Source organism: Bradyrhizobium sp. WBOS08 (assembly GCF_024585125.1).
Taxonomy (GTDB): Bacteria; Pseudomonadota; Alphaproteobacteria; order Rhizobiales; family Xanthobacteraceae; genus Bradyrhizobium; species Bradyrhizobium japonicum_B.
Genome location: NZ_CP028988.1, coordinates 2,564,176 through 2,584,575 on the forward strand (window position 1 = coordinate 2,564,176; position 20,400 = coordinate 2,584,575).

The 20,400-nt window shown below is 64.6% G+C and carries 17 protein-coding genes; 8 read left to right on the forward strand and 9 right to left on the reverse strand.

The features are described from left to right. Nucleotides 1–18: 18 nt before the first annotated feature. Nucleotides 19–435 carry a DUF1304 domain-containing protein gene (locus tag DCM80_RS12215; RefSeq protein WP_373569402.1) on the forward strand — a complete coding sequence of 139 codons (417 nt, stop codon included), beginning with the start codon at nt 19–21 and terminating at the stop codon, nt 433–435. Between the two features lie 146 nt (nt 436–581). After that, on the forward strand, nt 582–1,808 hold the full coding sequence (locus DCM80_RS12220; protein ID WP_257197191.1) for an ABC transporter substrate-binding protein: 1,227 nt from the start codon (nt 582–584) through the stop codon (nt 1,806–1,808). A gap of 98 nt (nt 1,809–1,906) precedes the next feature. Here DCM80_RS12220 and DCM80_RS12225 read toward each other — a convergent pair whose 3' ends face one another. Continuing rightward, nucleotides 1,907–2,332, reverse strand: a complete 426-nt coding sequence (locus tag DCM80_RS12225; protein ID WP_257197192.1) for a DUF1330 domain-containing protein — start codon at nt 2,330–2,332, stop codon at nt 1,907–1,909. A gap of 168 nt (nt 2,333–2,500) precedes the next feature. Between DCM80_RS12225 and DCM80_RS12230 the strand changes: the two genes are divergently transcribed. After that, nucleotides 2,501–4,708, forward strand: coding sequence for a transglycosylase domain-containing protein (locus tag DCM80_RS12230; RefSeq protein WP_257197193.1), 2,208 nt, complete (start codon nt 2,501–2,503; stop codon nt 4,706–4,708). A gap of 263 nt (nt 4,709–4,971) precedes the next feature. On the opposite strand, the gene DCM80_RS12235 is transcribed toward DCM80_RS12230, so the two are convergent. The 4 genes from DCM80_RS12235 to DCM80_RS12250 form a co-directional block, all read right to left on the reverse strand. Next, a complete protein-coding gene (locus DCM80_RS12235; protein ID WP_257178920.1) occupies nt 4,972–5,811 on the reverse strand; it encodes a M48 family metallopeptidase in 840 nt (279 codons plus the stop codon). A gap of 217 nt (nt 5,812–6,028) precedes the next feature. Next, entirely contained in the window at nt 6,029–7,357 is a 1,329-nt protein-coding gene (locus tag DCM80_RS12240) for a polyhydroxyalkanoate depolymerase (protein ID WP_257197194.1), read from the reverse strand. Between the two features lie 121 nt (nt 7,358–7,478). Then, complete coding sequence (locus tag DCM80_RS12245; protein ID WP_257197195.1) at nt 7,479–8,297, reverse strand: ABC transporter permease; 819 nt, start codon at nt 8,295–8,297, stop codon at nt 7,479–7,481. A gap of 205 nt (nt 8,298–8,502) precedes the next feature. Beyond that, nucleotides 8,503–9,306 carry an ABC transporter ATP-binding protein gene (locus DCM80_RS12250; RefSeq protein WP_257197196.1) on the reverse strand — a complete coding sequence of 268 codons (804 nt, stop codon included), beginning with the start codon at nt 9,304–9,306 and terminating at the stop codon, nt 8,503–8,505. A gap of 106 nt (nt 9,307–9,412) precedes the next feature. On the opposite strand from DCM80_RS12250, the gene DCM80_RS12255 reads away from it, so the two are divergent. Together DCM80_RS12255 and DCM80_RS12260 are read left to right on the forward strand one after the other, a co-directional pair. Beyond that, on the forward strand, nt 9,413–10,744 hold the full coding sequence (locus DCM80_RS12255) for an ActS/PrrB/RegB family redox-sensitive histidine kinase (RefSeq protein ID WP_257197197.1): 1,332 nt from the start codon (nt 9,413–9,415) through the stop codon (nt 10,742–10,744). A gap of 194 nt (nt 10,745–10,938) precedes the next feature. Further along, entirely contained in the window at nt 10,939–11,493 is a 555-nt protein-coding gene (locus DCM80_RS12260) for an ActR/PrrA/RegA family redox response regulator transcription factor (RefSeq protein WP_028133772.1), read from the forward strand. 168 nt (nt 11,494–11,661) lie between these two features. Here the strand turns inward: DCM80_RS12260 and DCM80_RS12265 are convergent, their stop codons facing one another. Both DCM80_RS12265 and DCM80_RS12270 read right to left on the reverse strand, forming a co-directional pair. Then, nucleotides 11,662–12,153 (reverse strand): MmcB family DNA repair protein, encoded by a 492-nt coding sequence (locus tag DCM80_RS12265; protein ID WP_257197198.1) that lies wholly within the window; start codon nt 12,151–12,153, stop codon nt 11,662–11,664. 109 nt (nt 12,154–12,262) lie between these two features. Next, nucleotides 12,263–13,861 carry an alpha-amylase family glycosyl hydrolase gene (locus DCM80_RS12270; RefSeq protein ID WP_257197199.1) on the reverse strand — a complete coding sequence of 533 codons (1,599 nt, stop codon included), beginning with the start codon at nt 13,859–13,861 and terminating at the stop codon, nt 12,263–12,265. 161 nt (nt 13,862–14,022) lie between these two features. Here DCM80_RS12270 and DCM80_RS12275 point away from each other — a divergent pair, with 161 nt between their 5' ends. After that, a complete protein-coding gene (locus DCM80_RS12275; RefSeq protein ID WP_257197200.1) occupies nt 14,023–14,691 on the forward strand; it encodes an MBL fold metallo-hydrolase in 669 nt (222 codons plus the stop codon). A gap of 175 nt (nt 14,692–14,866) precedes the next feature. Here DCM80_RS12275 and DCM80_RS12280 read toward each other — a convergent pair whose 3' ends face one another. Continuing rightward, nucleotides 14,867–16,039 carry a PHB depolymerase family esterase gene (locus DCM80_RS12280; protein WP_257197201.1) on the reverse strand — a complete coding sequence of 391 codons (1,173 nt, stop codon included), beginning with the start codon at nt 16,037–16,039 and terminating at the stop codon, nt 14,867–14,869. 505 nt (nt 16,040–16,544) lie between these two features. On the opposite strand from DCM80_RS12280, the gene DCM80_RS12285 reads away from it, so the two are divergent. Next, nucleotides 16,545–17,780, forward strand: coding sequence for an LLM class flavin-dependent oxidoreductase (locus tag DCM80_RS12285; RefSeq protein ID WP_257197202.1), 1,236 nt, complete (start codon nt 16,545–16,547; stop codon nt 17,778–17,780). Nucleotides 17,781–17,869: 89 nt separating this feature from the next. Further along, nucleotides 17,870–19,246, forward strand: a complete 1,377-nt coding sequence (locus DCM80_RS12290; protein WP_257197203.1) for a cytochrome P450 — start codon at nt 17,870–17,872, stop codon at nt 19,244–19,246. A 248-nt stretch (nt 19,247–19,494) separates the two neighbouring features. Here the strand turns inward: DCM80_RS12290 and DCM80_RS12295 are convergent, their stop codons facing one another. After that, nucleotides 19,495–20,334 carry an SDR family NAD(P)-dependent oxidoreductase gene (locus DCM80_RS12295; RefSeq protein WP_257197204.1) on the reverse strand — a complete coding sequence of 280 codons (840 nt, stop codon included), beginning with the start codon at nt 20,332–20,334 and terminating at the stop codon, nt 19,495–19,497. Between the last annotated feature and the right edge of the window lie 66 nt (nt 20,335–20,400).

Here is a 20,400-nt window from a genome sequence, read left to right on the forward strand (position 1 = left end):
CCGCCCATCGCACTTGCCATGCCGGCCGTGCTAACGTCCACCCGAAAGCTGACGCTTTTGGGGGAGCTTATCTTGATCCTGATCGCCAATGTCCTGGTGGCGCTGGTCGCCGCGCTGCACGTCTTCTTCCTGATCCTGGAGATGTTTCTCTGGGACAAGCCGCAGGGCTTGAAGGTATTTCGCAACACGCCGGAGAAGGCCGAGATCACGAAGGTGCTGGCCGCCAATCAGGGCCTCTATAACGGCTTCCTCGCCGCCGGCCTGATCTGGGGCCTCGTCCACGGCAATCCGACCTTCGCATTCCAGATCAAGACGTTCTTCCTGCTTTGCGTGATCGTGGCCGGCGCCTATGGCGCTGCGACCGTCAGTTCACGCATCCTGATGGTGCAGGCGCTGCCGGCGGTGATCGCGCTGGCTGCGTTGTTCCTGGCTTAGTCTGTCGCCTGAGACGCTGCGGCGCGGCGTCGCGATCCTTGCGCGGCGCTGCGCCTTCCTCCACAATCTTCGGCAGCGATGGCGACCGTTGCAATCAACGGACAAAGACCATCGGCCGAAAATTCCGTCAGGAGGAACGTTCCGATATGAATAATCGCAGAGCCTTCATGGCTGCCACGGCGGCATTCGCCCTCGCAGTCTCGACCAGCCAGGCCCTCGCCCAGAAGAAATACGACACCGGCGCAACTGACACCGAGATCAAGATCGGCCAGACCGTGCCGTTCTCCGGCCCCTACTCCGTCTATGCCAATATCGGCAAGACCCAGGCCGCCTATTTCAAGATGATCAACGATCAGGGCGGCATCAACGGCCGCAAGATCAACCTGATCCAGTATGACGACGCCTACTCGCCGCCGAAGACGGTGGAGCAGGTGCGCAAGCTCGTCGAGGGCGACGAGGTGTTGTTCACCTTCCAGCTGATCGGCACCGCCGCCAATGCCGCCGTGCAAAAATACCTCAACGGCAAGAAGGTGCCGCAGCTGCTGGCCTCGACCGGCGCCGCGCGCTTCAACGATCCCAAGAACTATCCCTGGACCATCGCCTACAATCCTAACTACGTGTCCGAGGGACGGATCTACGCCAAGTACATTCTCAAGGAGCATCCGAACGCCAAGATCGGCGTGCTCTACCAGAACGACGACATGGGCCGCGACTATCTCGCGGGGCTCAAGAGCGGCCTCGGCGACAAGGCCGCCAGCATGGTCGTCGGCGAGGTCTCCTACGAGGTCACCGACCCGACCGTCGACTCCCAGGTGGTCAAGCTGAAGTCGATGGGGATTGATCTGTTGTTCGACGCCTCGACGCCGAAATTCGCGGCGCAGGCGATCAAGAAGCTTGCCGATCTCGGCTGGACCCCCGTGCACATCCTCGACATCAATGCGAGCCCGGTGTCGGCGACACTCAAGCCCGCCGGGCTCGACATCTCCAAGGGCATCATTTCGACCAATTACGGCAAGGATCCCGGCGATCCCCAGTGGAAGGACGATCCGGGCGTGAAGGCCTTCTTCGCCTTCATGGAGAAGTATTTCCCGGAAGGCGACAAGCTCAACACTATCAACACCTACGCCTATTCGGTGGCCGAGTTGCTGGTGCAGGTGCTGAAGCAATGCGGCGACGACCTCTCGCGCGAGAACGTCATGAAGCAGGTCGCCAACATCAAGGGCTACACGCCGAGCCTGGCGCTGCCCGGAATCAAGATCAACACCGGGCCGAACGACTTCCGCGTCAACAAGCAGATGCAGATGATGAAGTTCAACGGCGAACGCTGGGAGCTGTTCGGACCGATCATCGAGGACACGGGGCCGTCGGGCTAGCAGCGGTTTCGTAGGCCCACCGTCTCTCCAAGAGAGAATCGGTGGGCACGCCCCGGGATGCGCATTCGCGCATTCCGGGGCTTTGCCCACGCTACGAGCTAGGAAGGTATCTCCCCGAAATTCTTTCCGACCGGCAGCACGGCGTGCCGGATCAATCGCGAATCCTCCACCGCTGCCTGCCGATGCTTCACCGCCTCGCGATAGACGGGGTCGCGGATCATCTCGACGAAGGCGGCGACGCTTGGATATTCGGCGATGAAGCAATGGTCCCAGCGTTCCTCCGCTGGGCCGATCAGCATCAGCTCGAACTTGCCCTGCCAGACGATGCGGCCGCCGAGGCGCTCGAACACCGGGCCGCTCTCGCGGCCATAGGCCGCGTAGGCTTCCGCGCCGCTCGCCTTGCGGCCGTCCGGATAGGCCGCCTCCTTGCGCAACCGCACCAGGTTGAGCATGTGGATCGGGCCGGGACGGTCGTTGTCCCGGAACTGCGCGAAGATCTCCTTGGTCGGATCGATATGGCCCATGCGTGCTCCCTCTTTTTTGTGGCAACGATCCTAGCTCCGGCGCCAAGTGAGCGGAACTGCGGGGTGCGAATGCCCCACCTCCTAATCGCGCGTTAACGCCGGGGTAACCGGGCCTTAAACAGCGACCGCTAGCGTCTCGGCGGGGCAGGCTGACCGGGCGTTTTGCGTATGGCGTGGGGAAAGAAAAAGGGTGGGCGGAAGGAGCCGCTGTTCGGCTTGCCCGCGGCGCTCGCCGATCTGCGCCTGACCCCGGCGGACCGCGTCCCCGGCGGCGACGATAAGCCGAAGAAATCAGCGAAATTATCACCCAAGCGCAAGAGCGAGGATTCCGGCGACGAGCCGCCGCGCGAGCGCAAGGCAGCCGGCAGCCGCAGCGGTGCCAAGCGCCGCGCGAAGTCACGCGGCAGGTTCGGCCTCGGCCGCCTCGTCTATTGGGGCGCGGTGCTGAGCCTGTGGGGCGCAATCGCGGTGGTCGGCGTCGTGATCTATGTCGGCGCCCATCTGCCGCCGATCCAATCGCTGGAGATTCCAAAGCGCCCGCCGACGATCCAGATCGTTGGCATCGACGGCAGCATGCTGGCGCAGCGCGGCGAGATGGCCGGCGCCAATGTCGCGCTGAAGGACCTGCCGCCTTATCTGCCGAAGGCGTTCATCGCCATCGAGGACCGCCGCTTCTATGCGCATTTCGGCATCGATCCCGTCGGCATCGCGCGCGCCCTCGTCACCAATTTGCTCCATCGCGGCGTCTCGCAGGGCGGCTCGACGCTGACCCAGCAGCTCGCGAAAAACCTGTTCCTGACCCAGGAGCGCACCATCCAGCGCAAGCTGCAGGAGGCGGAGCTCGCGATCTGGCTGGAGCGCAAGCATTCCAAGGACGAGATTCTGGAGCTGTACCTCAACCGCGTCTATTTCGGCTCGGGCGCCTACGGCGTCGAAGCCGCGGCGCAGAAATATTTCGGCAAGTCGGCCAAGAACGTCACAATCGCCGAAGCGGCAATGCTCGCCGGCCTCGTCAAATCGCCCTCGCGCCTCGCACCGAACCGTAATCCCGAAGGCGCAGAGGCGCGCGCGCAGATCGTGCTAGCGGCGATGGCCGATGCAAAGTTCATCACCGACGCGCAGGCCAAGGCCTCGATCGGCCATCCCTCCTACAACGTGAAACCGGCCGGCGCCGGCACCGTCAACTACGTCGCCGACTGGATCGGCGAAGTGCTGGACGACCTGGTCGGCCAGATCGACGAGAGCATCAAGGTCGAGACCACGATCGATCCCAAGCTCCAGAGCGTGGCGGAAGCCGCCATCATCGACGAACTCGCGGCCAAGAGCCTGAAGTTCAACGTCAGCCAGGGCGCGCTGGTGGCGATGACGCCCGATGGCGCCGTCCGCGCCATGGTCGGCGGGCGGAACTATTCCGACAGCCAATACAATCGCGCGGTCACGGCAAAACGCCAGCCGGGATCCGCGTTCAAGCCGTTCGTGTATCTCACCGCGCTGGAACAGGGCCTGACGCCCGACACGATGCGACAGGACGCGCCGATCGAGGTCAAGGGCTGGAAGCCTGAGAACTACACCCATGAATATTTCGGCGCAGTGACGCTGACGCAGGCGCTGGCGATGTCGCTCAACACCGTCGCGATCCGTCTCGGCCTCGAGGTCGGGCCGAAGAACGTGGTGCGCACCGCGCACCGGCTCGGCATCTCGTCCAAGCTCGAGCCCAACGCCTCGATCGCGCTCGGCACGTCCGAAGTCTCGATGGTCGAGCTGGTCGGCGCCTACGCGCCGTTTGCCAATGGCGGCTTCGCGGTGGCGCCGCATGTCGTGACGCGGATCAGGACGCAGAGCGGCAAGCTGCTCTACATGCGCCAGCCGGAAGAGCGCAATCCGGTGATCGATCCCCGCTATGTCGGCATGATGAACGCGATGATGCGGGAGACGCTTGTTTCGGGCACCGCCAAGAAGGCGGAGATCCCGGGCTGGCCGGCGGCTGGCAAGACCGGCACCAGCCAGGATTATCGCGACGCCTGGTTCATCGGCTACACCGCCAATCTCGTCACCGGCGTCTGGCTCGGCAACGACGACAACTCGCCGACCAAGAAGGCCACCGGCGGCGGCCTGCCGGTGGAAGTCTGGTCGCGCTTCATGAAGACCGCGCACGAAGGCGTGCCGGTGGCCAACTTGCCGAGCGCACCGGGCGGCTGGGGCCTGTCGAACCTGGCGCAGGCGGCATCGCAGGTGTCGCCGCCGACAGCCCCCGCACCGGCAGCGGCCAACAATGGCGGCTATCGCCCGCCGCCGACGCGCGCCAATGCGCGGCCGGAGGCTGCGGCCGGGCTCGATGGCTGGCTGATGGACCGGTTGTTTGGCGGAAATCGATAGTCGCAGGCCGAGGGCGTTCGGGCCTCAGAACTAAAAACTGCGAAAACAACCCCATGCACAGTAGCCGGTGATAGCAAAATCAACGGCTTGCGTGGGCGGCGCTGCGAGGAACGAACCTCGCGCTGCGAGCCCGCTGTCATTCCCCGCGAAGGCGGGGAATCCAGTACGCTGCGGCTTTTCGGTTCAATAACAACCGCCTCGGATTACTGGATCGCCCGGTCAAGTCGGGCGATGACACCTTTCAAGACGCTAGCAGCCGCGCCCTAATCCTCGACGCCGTAGCGATGCAGATCGTTGCCGTAGGTGTCGAGCCACTTCTTGGCGCGCTCCATCGACGGGCAGACCTTGCCGCAGACGCGCCAGAATCGCGCCGAATGGTTCATCTCGACGAGATGGGCGACCTCGTGGGCGGCGAGATAGTCCAGCACGAAGGGCGGCGCGAGGATCAGGCGCCAGGAGAACGACAGCGAGCCGGCCGAGGTGCAGGAGCCCCAGCGGCTGGACTGATCGCGGATCGAGAGGCGCTTGACCCTGACACCGAGCTCGGCGGCATAGGCTTCCGACGAGCGTTGCAGATCCTTGCGCGCTTCGCGCTTGAGGAAGTCGCTGACGCGGCGATCGACATGCTCGAGCCCACCGGCGACGCAGAGGATGCGTTCACCGCTATCGCGCAGCTCGGTCCACACCGTGCCGCGCGTGCCGGCGCGATGAACGATGCGATGCGGCGTGCCGCGGAGCGGTATCACCGTGCCCGGCTGGAACGGTGCGGCCTTCGGCAAGCGACCGAGGCGCGCGGCAATCCACGCACCGTGGCGCTGCGCGAAGTCCTTCGCTTCGGCGAGCGTGCCGCGCGGCGGGATGGTGAGGATGGCTTCGCGATCGCTCGGATGAATTCTGAGCGTGTAGCGGCGCGCGCGCCTGTGCCGGCGCAATCGGATGGCAAAAAATTGCGATCCGTGGGTGATGACGAGGGTCTTCGGTTCGTGGGGCCGCCGATAAAGGAGTGCGCGAGTGGCCATGTCTGTCAGTCCGGGGGGCAGGAGGGCGCCCGGATTCTGCCATAACCGCCGCCATGGGAAGCGCTCGGCGCAAAAACAAATCATTTGCCCAATATACAGCGGTCAGGCGTCCGGGAGACCCTACAGACTGGGGTTGGAACCGGCTTTTTTCGCCCGCGCTGGATGCATGCGACACCCCCAAGAGGTGAGCGCTGACTCACTCCTATAAAGCTACCTAAATACCGCGAATCTGGCGGAAACTCAGGCTCGCCGGAGCCATCAGCCAGGCCTGGATTCGCGACGGGAAAGCCGAAAACGCGACTTATTCGGCGGCGCGCGCCTGCAATGAGGACGGATTTGCCGCCGAGACCATGAAATCATGAATCCGCGGCACGATTTCCGACTTGAAGCGTGAGCCGTTGAACACGCCGTAATGTCCGACGCCCTTCTGGACGTAATGAACGCGGCGATGATCGGGGATCGAGCTGCACAAATTGTGCGTCGCTTCGGTCTGACCGAGGCCGGAGATGTCGTCGTTCTCACCTTCCACCGTCATCAACGCAACGCGCGTGACCTTGGAGGGATCGACGCGTGTTCCGCGATGGCTCATCTCACCCTTCGGCAGCGAGTGCTTCACGAACACGGTGTCGACCGTCTGCAGGTAATATTCGGCCGAGAGATCCATCACCGCGAGGTATTCGTCGTAGAACTCACGGTGCTTGTCGACGAGGTCGCCGTCACCCTTCACCAGATTGGCGAAGAGCTGCTTGTGGGCGTCCATGTGCCGGTCGAGATTCATGCTGATGAAGCCGTTGAGCTGCAAGAATCCCGGATAGACGTCGCGCATCATGCCCGGATGCGGAAACGGCACCTTGGTGATGACGTGGTTTCGGAACCAGTCGATGCCGCGCTCCTGGGCAAGGTTGTTCACCGCGGTCGGATTGCGACGGGTATCGATCGGCCCGCCCATCAACGTCATCGAGGTCGGCACGAACGGATCGCGCCGCGCTTCCATGATCGAAACCGCGGCGACCACGGGCACCGAGGGCTGGCACACCGCCATGACGTGGGTGTTGCCGCCGAGCACGTGCAGCATCTCGATGACGTAATCGATGTAATCATCGAGATCGAAGCGGCCGTCGCTGAGCGGAACCATGCGGGCATCGGCCCAGTCGGTGATGTAGACTTCATGCGCCGGTAGGAAGGCCTCGACCGTTCCGCGCAGCAGCGTCGCGTAGTGACCGGACATCGGCGCCACGATCAGCACGCGCGGCTGCGGGCTGCGCAAGGGCCGTGCGAACTTGCGATCGAAGTACAGCAGCCGGCAGAAAGGTTTTTCCCAGACCGAGCGGATCTCGACCGGAACGCGGATGCCGTTGACCTCGGTGTCGTTGAGGCCCCATTCCGGCTTGCCGTAGCGGCGCGTGGTGCGCTCGAACAATTCGCAGGCCGCGGCGACCGACTTGCCGACCTCGGTGCGCGCCCAGGGATTGAGCGGATTCTGAAACAGCAGTTTGGTCGCGTCAGTGACGGCGCGCGCCGGATTGAGAGAGGCGTGCGCCATCTCGTACATCCAGTACATCGGCGTCGTCAGGACCGGACTGCCTTCAGCCGCCAGGGGCGGCGCGCCGCCAAACTCACCAATGGGCATCGCTATATTCCTCTTCGCATCGCAGCATACTGCCGAATGCGTAATATTGCGTCAATGCATGGTTCCGTACATCTACGTAGCCGAAGCGGGCAAACCAGCCTAAATCCACGAGAAAGTGACGCTATTCGCCGCCCGACAGCAGCGAGCCGTGTTTTTTGGCGCTGCGCAGAAGAGCAAGGAATGCCCCAAAAGATGCAACCAGAAGCACGGCATTGATGGCCAGTGCGTCCAGCATCAGGTCGGCGCGCAAGGTGTTCTCGATCAGCAGCGCGCGCATTCCCTCGAACACGTAAGTCGGCGGCAGCGTCCAGGCGACGTATTGCAGCCAGGTCGGCAGCACGCTGACCGGATAATAGACGCAGGTGAGCGGCAAGATCGCGAACATGAGGGTCCAAACGATGCTCTCGGCGCCAAGGCCGTTTCGCAGCACCAGGCCCGAGACGAAGATGCCGACCGACCAGCTCGTGAAGATCAGGTTGCAGAAGAACGCGATCAGCGGCAGGCCGAGCGCATAGACGTTGAAGTGAAACAGGAACAGCGCCAGCAGCGTCATCGGGATCACCCCGATCGCGAGCCGGATCAGGCTCATGACCATCAGCGAGAGCAGAAATTCGATCGGCTTGAGCGGGCTCATCATGAGGTTGCCGAGATTGCGCGCCCACATCTCTTCCAGAAACGAGATCGAGAAGCCGAGCTGGCCGCGGAACAGGATGTCCCAGAGGATGACGGCGCCGATCAGCGTGCCGCCGGCGCGCGCGAAGAAATTGGCGTTCTCGGCGATGTAGAGCTGGAGGAAACCCCAGGTGATGACCTGGAGCGCCGGCCAGTACAACAGCTCGAGCAGCCGCGGCCAGGACGACAGCAGCAGGTACCAGTAGCGCAGGATCATCGCACCGATGCGGTGCGCGGAGATGCCGTGGTGGAGGGAGGCGTCGGTCATGGCGGGCTGCCGTAGCTCGCAAGAAATCTCGTCATTCCGGGGCGCGCGGAGCGCGAGCCCGGAGTCCATAACCCCGAGCGGCAGTTATGGAGCGGGACAGGCAACTCCGAGTCTTCGCCGAATTCAATCCTGTGGTTATGGATCCCGGGCTCGCGACTGCGTCGCGCCCCGGGATGACAGCATTGGTCGAGACGCGAGAGTTTCCTCACCTCACCGCCTCCTTCACCCCGTTCACCCGGCCGCGCGCGACGTCGAGAAACACCTCCTCCAGCGTGGTGCGGTTGTAGCGGGCCATGATCGCCGCGGGCGTGTCGTCGTCCTCGATACGGCCGCGCTTCATGATGATGACGCGGTCGCAGAGCCGCTCGACCTCGAACATGTTGTGCGACGCCAAGAGGATGGTGGCGTTGTTGTCCTTGCGATAGCGCTCCAGGTGCGCCCGCACCCAGTCGGCGGTGTCAGGATCGAGCGAGGCGGTCGGCTCGTCCAGCAGCAGGAGCTCGGGCTGGTTGATCAACGCCTTGGCAAGCGCGACGCGGGTCTTCTGCCCGGCGGACAGCTTGCCGTTGGCGCGATCGATGAAGTCGGTGAGATCGAGATCGTCGGCGAGCTCCCTGATGCGGCCGGCGAGGTTCTTCACCGCATAAAGCTTGCCGAACACGGTGAGGTTCTGCCGCACCGTGAGCCGCATCGGCATGTCGACATAGGGGCTTTCGAAGTTCATCCGGCCCAGCACCGCGGCGCTCTCCTCGGGCATCCGATGGCCCAGCACCTGGACGCGGCCGGAGGTCGGCAGCACCAGGCCCATGATCATCGCGATGGTCGTGGTCTTGCCGGCGCCGTTGCCGCCCAGAAGCCCGGTGATGCTGCCGCGCGGCAGCGAAAAGGAGATGTCGTCGACGGCACGGGTCTGCTTGTAGACCTTGACGAGATGATCGACCGCGATCGCCGCGGACGGGCTGCGATCCGCGACAGTCGGCCGGCTTGAAGCCTCGTCATTCTCGGTCATGCTGACCGTTCTTCTGCTATTGCGGCAGGGAGCGCAAGGCTTGTAATCCGGTGGTTCCGCGAGCCCCGCGTTTGTGACTTTGGAAGGCGCCGCCACATTGGCCGACATGACCGAAATTGCCGCTTCGAACTTCCGCCACCCGCAGCGGCATATCCGCCTGGACACGATCCTGCGGCTGCGCTGGCTCGCGGTGCTGGGCCAGCTCGCTGCGATCTTCATCGTGGCGCAGGGGCTGGAGTTCGACGTCGAGATCTTCCCCTGCGTCAGCATCATCGCCTTGTCGGCGGCGGTGAACCTGGGGCTCCAGACCGCGGTCAACCCGATGCGGCGGCTGGAGCCGGTGCAGGCGGCCGGCCTGCTCGCGCTGAACATCGTGGAACTTGCCGGTTTGTTGTACTTCACGGGCGGCTTGCAGAACCCGTTCTCGTTCCTGTTCCTCGCGCCGGTGCTGATCTCGGCCACGGCGCTGCCGGCGCGCTTCACCTTCGGCCTCGGCCTGCTCGCGGTCGCCTGCGCCTCAGTGCTGTTCTTCTTCCACCTGCCGCTGCCATGGGATTCAGACGATCCGCTGGTGCTGCCGCCGATCTATCTGGTCGGCGTCTGGCTCTCCATCGCGCTCGCGATCGGCGTCACCAGCCTCTACTCCTTCCAGGTGACCGAGGAGGCGCGCAAGCTCGCGGACGCGCTGGCCGCGACCGAGCTGGTGCTGTCGCGCGAGCAGCATCTGACCCAGCTCGACGGCCTTGCCGCTGCCGCCGCACACGAGCTCGGCACGCCGCTCGCCACGATCTTCCTGATCTCGCGCGAGCTGGAAAAGACGGTGAAGGACGCCAGCATCGCCGCCGACCTGAAGACGCTGCGCGAGCAAACCCAGCGCTGTCGCGACATCCTGAGCAAGATCACCCAGCTCTCCTCCATCGGCGCGCCGTTCGACCGCATGAAGCTGTCGGAGTTGATCGAGGAGGTGGTGGCCCCGCACCGCGATTTCGGCGTCGAGATCAAGGTGCGGATCGCGGTCGCCGTCGTGGCCGAGCCGGTCGGCTCCCGCAATCCGGCGATCCTCTACGGCGTCGGCAACATCGTCGAGAACGCGGTCGATTTCGCTCGCACCACCGTCGAGGTCAACGCGTGGTGGAACAAGGACATCATCGACCTCGTAATTTCGGACGACGGTCCCGGCATCCCCCCTGACATCCTGAACCGCATCGGCGAGCCCTATCTGTCGCGGCGGCGAACCGTGGACGAGGGCGGCGGTGAACGACGCGGCCTCGGATTGGGCGTGTTCATCGCGCGCACATTGCTCGAACGCACCGGCGCCAAGGTCTCGTTTACCAACCGGACCTTTCCAGAACACGGTGCCGTGGTCCAGATCAGTTGGCCGCGAGAACGATTTGAGGCGATTGAGGCTATCGAGACCCTCGAAGAAACAATAGGGTAGGGTATGATCCGGAAGCGCCTTCAGCACGTTTCCGACATGATCACGCTGAAACCGGGAATCGCTGGCGCGATGAGCATCAACCGCGCTTGTGTCCGCGACCTTGCGTCGCACAACGGGGCCGATCGACTATCGGCGGCCTTGGCACCGCCCGATAGCAAGGCCATATGTCAACGCGTTGGAGAGAGGACGAAACCTTGAACGCCATCGCCGAACTGAACGAACAGGCCGACCGCTCGCTGCTCATCGTGGAGGACGACAAGCCATTCCTGGAGCGCCTGTCGCGCGCCATGGAAACGCGCGGCTTCACGGTGACCTCCTGCGATACCGTCTCGGACGGTCTTGCGCAGATCGGCAGGGCTGCGCCCGCATTCGCCGTGGTGGATCTGCGGCTGGGCGACGGCAACGGCCTCGACGTGGTCTCGGCGCTGAAGAAGAAGCGTCCGGATGCGCGCGCGATCGTGCTGACCGGCTACGGCAACATCGCCACCGCCGTCACCGCGGTGAAGATGGGCGCGGTCGATTATCTCTCCAAGCCCGCCGATGCCGATGACGTGGTCGCGGCGCTGCTGTCGACCAATGCGGAGAAATCCGAGCTGCCGGCCAACCCGATGTCGGCGGACCGCGTGCGCTGGGAGCACATCCAGCGCATCTACGAGATGTGCAACCGCAACGTCTCGGAAACGGCGCGCCGGCTCAACATGCACCGCCGCACCCTGCAGCGCATCCTGGCCAAGCGCGCGCCGAGGTAACGGTGCCGCAGGTAACGGTGTCGTAGGGTGGGCAAAGGCGCTCTTGCGCCGTGCCCACCATTCTTCTCCGCATTCAGGAAAGACGTGGGCACGCTTCCGCCTTCGCTCTTCGAGCTACGGCGGACAAGTCGCTTTGCCCACCCTACGGCAGCCGCGTTTGCGGTGCCGCTACTCCCAAAACTCCGCATGGCCTTGCGGATCGACCAGCCGGTTGAGCCGCAAGCCTGCCGCCATTGCGAACCGCACCGTCATCTGCTTGCGCGTGGCGGCGGCGAGCTTGTGCTCGGGCGCCTCGCAATGCAGGTGCGCGCCATAGGCGTCGGCGACGATCAGGCCGGTGTCCTGCGGAAAGATCTCGCACGGCAGGTCCTGCGTGAAGGCAAAGAACAGCCGGTCGCAATGGGCGCGGTATTCGTGCCACTTCTGGTCGGCACGCAGATCCTCCACCGACGATTTGATCTCGACGATCCAGATCTCGCCGCGCTCGTTGAGCGCCACGAGATCAGCGCGCCGGCCCGAGGGCAGCGGCAATTCGCTGATGCAGGAGAAGCCGAGCGACCGTAAGAGCCGCGACGTGCCGCGCGCGATCGCGAGCGCCGTCTCGGATTGGCGGCGATCGGGCGGTGGAACGAGGGAGAGGTTGCGGGCGGTGCTGTCCATAGGCCGGAGGATAGCCGATTCCGCTTGGGGCGGACACTGTTCGATTGGGGGCGCGCTGTTGCCGCACATTCGGTGTCATCCCCGCGAATGCGGAGACCCGGGACGACAGCTAGGGTGGAGCGACGATCACGCCCTCATTGCCGCGCAAATCCAGCACGCCTTCGATCTGCTCGCCCTCGCGATCCAGGAAGGTCGACAGCAGGATCCTGCTGCCGAAGCGGACTGCGCTGGTCGTCACGGTGACCGGTTCCGCACCGAGATTGAGCGCCACGATCACCGCCTTGCCCTCGGTCTGCCGGCGGTAGATCAGCAGATCGCCTTGCGCGGCGATCGGCTCATAATCGCCCGCGACCAGCGGCGGGCAACTCTGCCGCAGGCCGATCAGGCGCTTGTAGAGGTTGAGGATCGAATGCGCATCGGCTTCGAGATTGGCGACATTGTCACGCACATGGTGCTCGGGCAGCGGCAGCCACGGCCGCACGGCGGAGAAGCCGGCGAATTCGGAGGCGTCCCATTGCATCGGCGTACGGCAGCCGTCGCGGCCGACGCCGATGCCGGGCACGTTCTTCTCGAAGGGATCGCGGACATCCTCCGGCGCGATGGCCACCTGGTGCATGCCGATCTCGTCGCCGTAATAGAGCGTCGGCGTGCCGCGCAGCGTCAGCAGCAACATTGCGGCGACACGCGCCTGCTCCGTGCCGACGCGGCTTGCAACGCGAGGTCGATCGTGATTGCCCAGCACCCAGTTCGGCCAGGCGCCGCGCGGCAGCGCCTTCTCATAGTCCTCGATGATCTTCTCGATCGATCGCGCGCTCCAGAAGGTCGAGAGCAGCGCGAAGTTGAACGGCATCTGCGCGCCGGTGAGGTCGTTGCCGTAATAGGCCATCAGGCGGTGGAGCGGCAGATAGATTTCGCCGATCAAGACGCGCGCGCCGTAGGCATCCGTGACGCGGCGCATTTCGGCGATGACATCGTGCACCTCCGGCTGGTCGGTCGAATATTGCGTCAGGATCTTCTCGTTGGGCGGCCGGCCCTCGACGTAATGCGGGTTCGGAGGATTGTCGCGAAACTCGGCGTCCTTGACGAGATGCCAGATCACGTCGACGCGGAAGCCGTCGACGCCCTTCTCCAGCCAGAACCGCATCACGTCGTAGATCGCGTTGCGGACGTCCGGATTGCGCCAGTTCAGGTCCGGCTGCTGGGCGAGGAAGGCGTGGTAGTAATATTGGCCCGTGGCCTCGTCGAATTGCCACGCGCTGCCGCCGAACTCGGACAGCCAATTGTTCGGCACGCCGCCGTCATGCGCGGGATCGCGCCAGATGTACCAATCGCGCTTGGGATTGTCGCGCGAGGCGCGGCTCAGGGCGAACCAGGGATGCTGGTCCGAGGTATGGTTCGGCACGAGATCGAGGATCAGCTTCAGGCCGTTGTCGTGAACCGCCGCGATCAGCGCATCGAAATCGGCCATCGTGCCGAACAGCGGCTCGATGCCGGTATAGTCCGAGATGTCGTAGCCGAAATCGGCCATCGGCGACGGAAAGATCGGCGACAGCCAGATCGCGTCGACACCGAGCGATTTGACATAAGGCAGCCGCCGCAAGATGCCGGCGAGATCGCCGACCCCGTCACCGTTCGAATCTTGGAACGAGCGCGGGTAGATCTGATAGAAGATGCCGTCGCGCCACCAATTCTCGTTGTCGTGAGCCATGCCGGAAGACCACCCAAAATCTGCCTCTCGCGCGGGAGAACGCGACAACGCCGCCCCGGTTCAAATTGGCAGGCCAATTGGGACGGCGATGTGACTATTGTTCCGCGGTCCGGCACGAATCTTTTGCTTGGCGGCCTGGCAAAAATCGGCATTGTGGCGCCATGACCGAGCAAAATGACACGACAGCCAAGGCCGGCGCGATCATCGTCCCCGTGACGCTGTTCGAGCAGAACTGCACCATCATCTGGAGTGAGCCGTCCAAGAAGGCCGTGGTGATCGATCCCGGCGGGGACGTGCCGAAGATCCTGGACGCGATCAAGCAGACCGGCGTCACCGTGGAGAAGATCTGGCTGACCCACGGCCATATCGATCATGTCGGCGGCGCAGCCGATTTGCGCGACGCGCTGAAGGTGCCGATCGAGGGTCCGCATGAGGCGGACAAATTCCTGCTCGACAACGTGGTCGAAAGCGGCGCGCGCTTCGGCATGACCGGCGTGCGCAACTTCGCGCCGGACCGCTGGCTCGACGAGGGCGACACCGTGTCGATCGGCGATCTCAACTTCGACATCTTCCACTGCCCCGGCCACTCGCCGGGCAGCGTGGTGTTCTTCAACAAGGAATTACGGTTCGCCCATGTCGGCGACGTGCTGTTCGCGGGCTCGGTCGGGCGCACCGATTTGCCCGGCGGCAGTCACGCGACCCTGATCAATTCGATCATGACAAAGCTGCTGCCGCTCGGCGACGACGTCGGCTTCATCTGCGGCCACGGCGCCGGCTCCAGCATCGGCCAGGAGCGGATGACCAATCCGTTCATCACCAGGGAGATGTGAACGTCGCGGCAAACTCCCCGTCATTCCGGGGCGCGCGACAGCGCGAGCCCGGAATCCATAACCACAGGACAACGTGGTTGCGGGGACTCGGAGCGACGCTTGCGCGTCTCATTTCGTCCTGTGGCTATGGGTCCCGGGCTCGCGACTACGTCGCGCCCCGGGACGACCCGCGGGGCTACTTCATCAACCCCGCGGCGGTCAGTGCGCGCGTGATGATCTGGCTGAGATCGAAGCCGCGGGCGCGCTCGCGCTTCGGTTCGGCCGGCTGCTCGGCGATCGCGGCGCGGATCGTGCGGGCGAGATGCGGCGCGGGCGAGAGCGCGGGCTTGGTGTCCGCAGGCTTGGCGTCCGCCTTGGCGGCGTCCGCGATCCAGGCGGTGAGGCCGAAGAACTTGGCGATGTGGTAGGACGAGGAAATGCCGGCCTCGATCAGGAACGCGCCTTCGGCGCCATAGCGCTGGTCATTGTCGGCGAGCCCCAGCGGCGTGCCGTGCGCCATGTCGGTGATGGCGTAACACTCGACCAGCGTCTCGCCGTCCTTGCCCCACCAGGCCTGCCGCGGATGACCGTCGACGATGGTCTCCGCCATCGGCGCGTCCGGCAGATCGTGCAGATCGAGCCATTGCTTGACGATCTCGTTGGCATTGCCGGGATTGACGGTGCGGTCGGCACTGCCGTGCCACACCGAGATTTTCGGCCAGGGACCGCGATGATCGGAAGCGTTGCGCACGAGATCGCCGAGCTCGCGCGCCGGACGCACCGGGGAATGAAACATGCCCTCGAGCGCCTCGCGCAGGTTCGAGGCGATGCCATAGGGCAGTCCCGCGATGACCGCGCCGGCCGCGAAGACCTCCGGATAGGTCGCGAGCATCACCGACGTCATGCCGCCGCCGGCGGACAGGCCGGTGATGAAGACGCGCGCGGGATCGATGCGATGTGCCCCGACCATGTGCGCGATCATCTCGCGGATCGAATGCGCCTCGCCGCTGCCTCGCGCCGTGTCTTCCGGGTTGAACCAGTTGAAGCAGGTATTGCCGTTGTTGATGCGCTGCTGCTCGGGCATCAGAAGCGCGAAGCCATAATGCTGGGCCAGCGTCGACCAGCCGGCGCCAAGATCGTAAGCCGCCGCGGTCTGCCCGCAGCCATGCAGCACGACGACCAGCGCGCGCGGCTTCTGCAATCGCGCCGGCACGAAGGCGAACATGCGCAAGGCGCCGGGATTGTCGCCGAAGCCGGTGACCTCCTGCAACGGACTTGATGTATCCGCGCCGCGACCGAACTCGGCAAAGCGCAGACCGTCCAGCCTCGGCAGACGTCTCAATAGATCGATATTCTTGGCGAGCGACACGGCAACTTCCTGGTGGGCGACGTTTAACGTCCAGCCAAACCAGATAGTTGCTGCATTGCAAAATAAAAAGACCGTGCGCTGTCAATTCACCGGGAATCACGGGAAATGCTGCGGAAATCGGCACGCATTAACCGCATTGGCGCAACTTCATGCCGATGCGCGGCGCAGCCACGCCAGAAATGCGGCGCAAATCATGATTAATGTCACAAACAGTCCGAGCGAAGCAGCAGCGCCGCGTCGACCGCGATGGTGGGAATGGCGCCGTTCACGATCAAGGCAGCGACGCCGAACATGAACCGGGCGGCCGCGACGATTCGCCAATCCAGGTACGGTTCGTGCGCTCGTCATCTCTCTCCGCACGCGATGAGAGGAAGACGAAGCATCTCGCTTCGCTCAACCGCATGCCTGCATTCCGCAGCACGGGACATGGCGCGATTGCGTTTGCTCCCTCCGGCACGTAGCCTTGCCGGCTCAACAAACAGAAAATCAAAGCCGGAGAAACGCCATGGCGCGCCTCAAGTTCGGAGCCTTTCTTGCCCCGCATCACCCGATCGGGGAGCATCCGATGCTCCAGTTCCGGCGCGACCTCGACCTCGTCGAGCAGCTCGATGCGCTCGGCTATGACGAGTTCTGGTGCGGCGAGCACCATTCATCCGGCTGGGAGATGATCGCCTCGCCCGAGATGTTCCTGGCCGCGGCCGGCGAGCGCACCAAGCGGATCAAGCTCGGCACCGGCGTGGTGTCGCTGCCCTATCATCATCCCTACAACGTCGCCCAGCGCATGGTGCAGCTCGACCACATGACCGGCGGCCGCGCCATCTTCGGCTCCGGCCCCGGCGCGCTCGCCTCCGACGCCCACACGCTCGGCATCGACCCGATGACGCAGCGCGACCGCCAGGACGAGGCCATCGGCATCATCCGCCGGCTCTTCAACGGCGAGCGCGTCACCGCCAAGAGCGACTGGTTCACCATGAACGACGCCGCGCTGCAGATCCTTCCTTTGCAGGAGGAGATGCCGTTCGTCGTGGCTTCGCAGATCTCGCCGTCGGGCATGACGCTGGCCGGCAAGTACGGCATCGGCATCATCTCGCTGGGCTCGATGACGACGCAGGGGCTGATGTCGCTGCAGCAGCAATGGCAGTTCGCCGAGGATGCCGCCAAGAAGCACGGCACCGAGGTGAACCGTGCCGACTGGCGCGTGCTGCTGACCTTCCACATCGCCGAGACCCGCGAGCAGGCGCGCAAGGAGGCCGGCGCCGGCCTGATGCGCTGGCACAACGAATATAATGTCGGCACGCTGCAGCGGCCGGGCCTCACTGCGTTCTCCTCGCCCGACGAGGCCGTAGACAAGACCGCCTTCGTCGAGGGCGCGGCCTCCACCATCGGCACGCCCGACGATCTCGTCAAGACCATCAAGAACGTGATGCAGGTGTCCGGCGGCGTCGGTGCCATCATCGGTTTCGTGCATGACTGGGCCAATCCGGAAGCGACGCGCCGGAGCTGGGACATGGTGGCGCGCTACGTCGTGCCGGAGATCAACGGCTATATCGACGGCCTGCGCAGGTCGCAGAAATTCGTGATCGAGAACCGCGCCATCTTCGAGCGCGCGGGCCAGGCGGTGATGGCCAAGATCATGGAGAACGAGAAGGCCGCCGAGGCGCTCAAGGTGACCGGCCCGGGCCGTGTCGCCATCCCCGCCGTCAACGCCCCGGACCTGCAGAAGGAGGCGGCGAAGCGGTAGTGTGACGATCTCGTGCGCTAGACGACCGCAGCCCATCGCGGCCGGATCGTGCTATGTTCGCGGAGCTTGGCTTAACCGGAGCAATCGTCATGTCGATGCAGAATGTGGCCGCAGCAGCGCCCGACTACACCGCGCCCAAGCGCAACGCCTTGACGCACATTCCCGGCGATGAAGGCTGGCCGATCATCGGCAAGACCCTCCAGGTGCTGGCCGATCCAAAAGGCCATGTCGAGGCGAATGGCGTCAAATACGGTCCGGTCTACCGCACCCATGTTTTCGGCGAGACCAATGTCGTGCTGCTCGGGCCTGAGGCCAACGAGCTCGTGATGTTCGACCAGCAGAAGCTGTTCTCCTCGACCCACGGCTGGAACAAGGTGCTCGGCCTGCTGTTTCCGCGCGGATTGATGCTGCTCGATTTCGACGAGCATCGGCTGCACCGCAAGACGCTGTCGGTCGCCTTCAAGTCCGGCCCGATGAAATCCTACCTCGCCGATCTCGACCGCGGCATCGCCGCGCGGGTCGCGCAGTGGAAGGCCAAGCCCGGCGAGATGCAGCTCTACCCGGCGATGAAGCAGCTCACGCTCGATCTCGCCGCAGCCTCGTTCCTCGGCGCCGACATTGGGCCTGAGGTCGACGAGATCAACCGCGCCTTCGTCGACATGGTCGCCGCTGCCGTCGCCCCGATCCGCCGCCCCCTGCCCGGCACGCAGATGGCGGCCGGCGTCAGAGGGCGCAAGCGCATCGTCGCCTATTTCCGCGAGCAGATTCCGCTGCGACGCGGCAATCACGGCGGCGACGATCTGTTCTCGCAGCTCTGCCGCGCCACCCACGAGGACGGCGCGCTGCTGACGGAGCAGGACATCATCGACCATATGAGCTTCCTGATGATGGCGGCGCACGACACGCTGACCTCGTCGCTGACCTCCTTCGTCGGCGAGCTCGCCGCCAACCCGGACTGGCAGGACAGGCTGCGCGCGGAAGTTCTCGCGCTCGGGCTGGCGCCGGGCGCGCCCAGCAGTTTCGACGACCTCGAGAAGATGCCGCTGTCAGAGATGGCGTTCAAGGAAGCATTGCGGATCAAGCCGCCGGTGCCCTCGATGCCGCGCCGCGCGATGCGCGATTTCACCTTCAAGGGTTTTACGATCCCCGCCGGCACTGCGGTCGGCGTCAACCCGCTCTATACCCACCACATGAAGGAGATATGGCCGGAGCCGGACCGCTTCGATCCCATGCGCTTCACCGAGCAGGCCCAGCGCGGCCGCCATCGCTTCGCATGGGTCCCGTTCGGCGGTGGCGCGCATATGTGCCTCGGCCTGCACTTCGCCTACATGCAGGCGAAATGCTTCGCGCGGCACTTTTTGCAGAACATCGAGGTGTCGCTGGAAGAGGGCTACAAGCCGGACTGGCAGATGTGGCCGATCCCCAAGCCGCGCGACGGCTTGCGGGTGCGGGTGAAGGCGATCTAGCTTTTTCGTGTCCCGGACGCGCGAAGCGCGAGCCGGGACCCAGGATCGAACGGCACATTCCAGAATGGAAAAATGGGCCCCGGCTCTGCAGCGCATCGCTGAAGAAGCGCTGCGCTGCGTCCGGGGCACGAGGTCTCGTAGGGTGGGCAAAGGCGCGAAGCGCCGTGCCCACGTCTCGTCGCGTTGGAAGGGATAGGTGGGCACGGCGCGCGCCTTTGCCCACCCTACGGCACCGTCATCTGCCGCTCCTACGCCCCCTGATCGAACGCCTTGCGCAAGGCCACATAGCCCTGCTGCTGCTGGCTCCAGTTGCGGCCGCCGGTCATGGCGCCGTCGACGACGAGATCGTGGCCGTTGATGAAGCTGGATTCGTCGCTGGCCAGGAACACCGCCGCATGGGCGATGTCGTCAGGGAGGCCGGCGCGCGGGATCGGCTGCGCGGTCTTGTAGACCTCGCGCATCACCGCCGGGGTCTTCTCTGCGGCATCGGTCGAGAGCCCCAGCGCCTTGCCGAAGATGCCGGTCGCGATCGCGCCGGGCGAGATCGAGTTGACGCGCACATTGGACTCGCCGAGCTCCATCGCCACGCATTTGGTGAGATGGATCACCGCCGCCTTGGCCGCGCTATAGACCATCGAGGACGAGAAGCCGGCGAGGCGGCCGGCGATGCTGCCGTTGTTGATGATGCTGCCTGCCCCCTGCTTCTTCATGTAGGGCGCGGCGTGCTTCATGCCGAGCATGACGCTGCGCACCAGCGTCGCCATGGCCGCGTCGAACCGCTCGGCCTCGAGGCCCTCGATTCCGCCGGTCTGCGCCGGCCCGCCGGCATTGTTGAACAGGCAGTCGATCCGACCGAATTTGTCCACCGCGAGCGCGAGCAACGCCTGCATCTGCGCTTCGACCGTGACGTCGGTCTGGCGGAAGATGCAGTTGGCCCCAAGCTGCTTTGCCAGCGCCTCGCCTTCCAGTACACGCCGGCCCGCGATCACAATTTTGGCACCTTCGGCAACGAAGACTTCCGCAGTGCGCAATCCGATCCCGCTCGTCGCTCCCGTGATCACCGCAACCTTGCCGTCCAGCCTGCCCATGGAATGTTCCTGTTTTCAAACGATTTGACGCCAAATGGCGAAGCCCGGCCGCTGCCATGGCCGGAG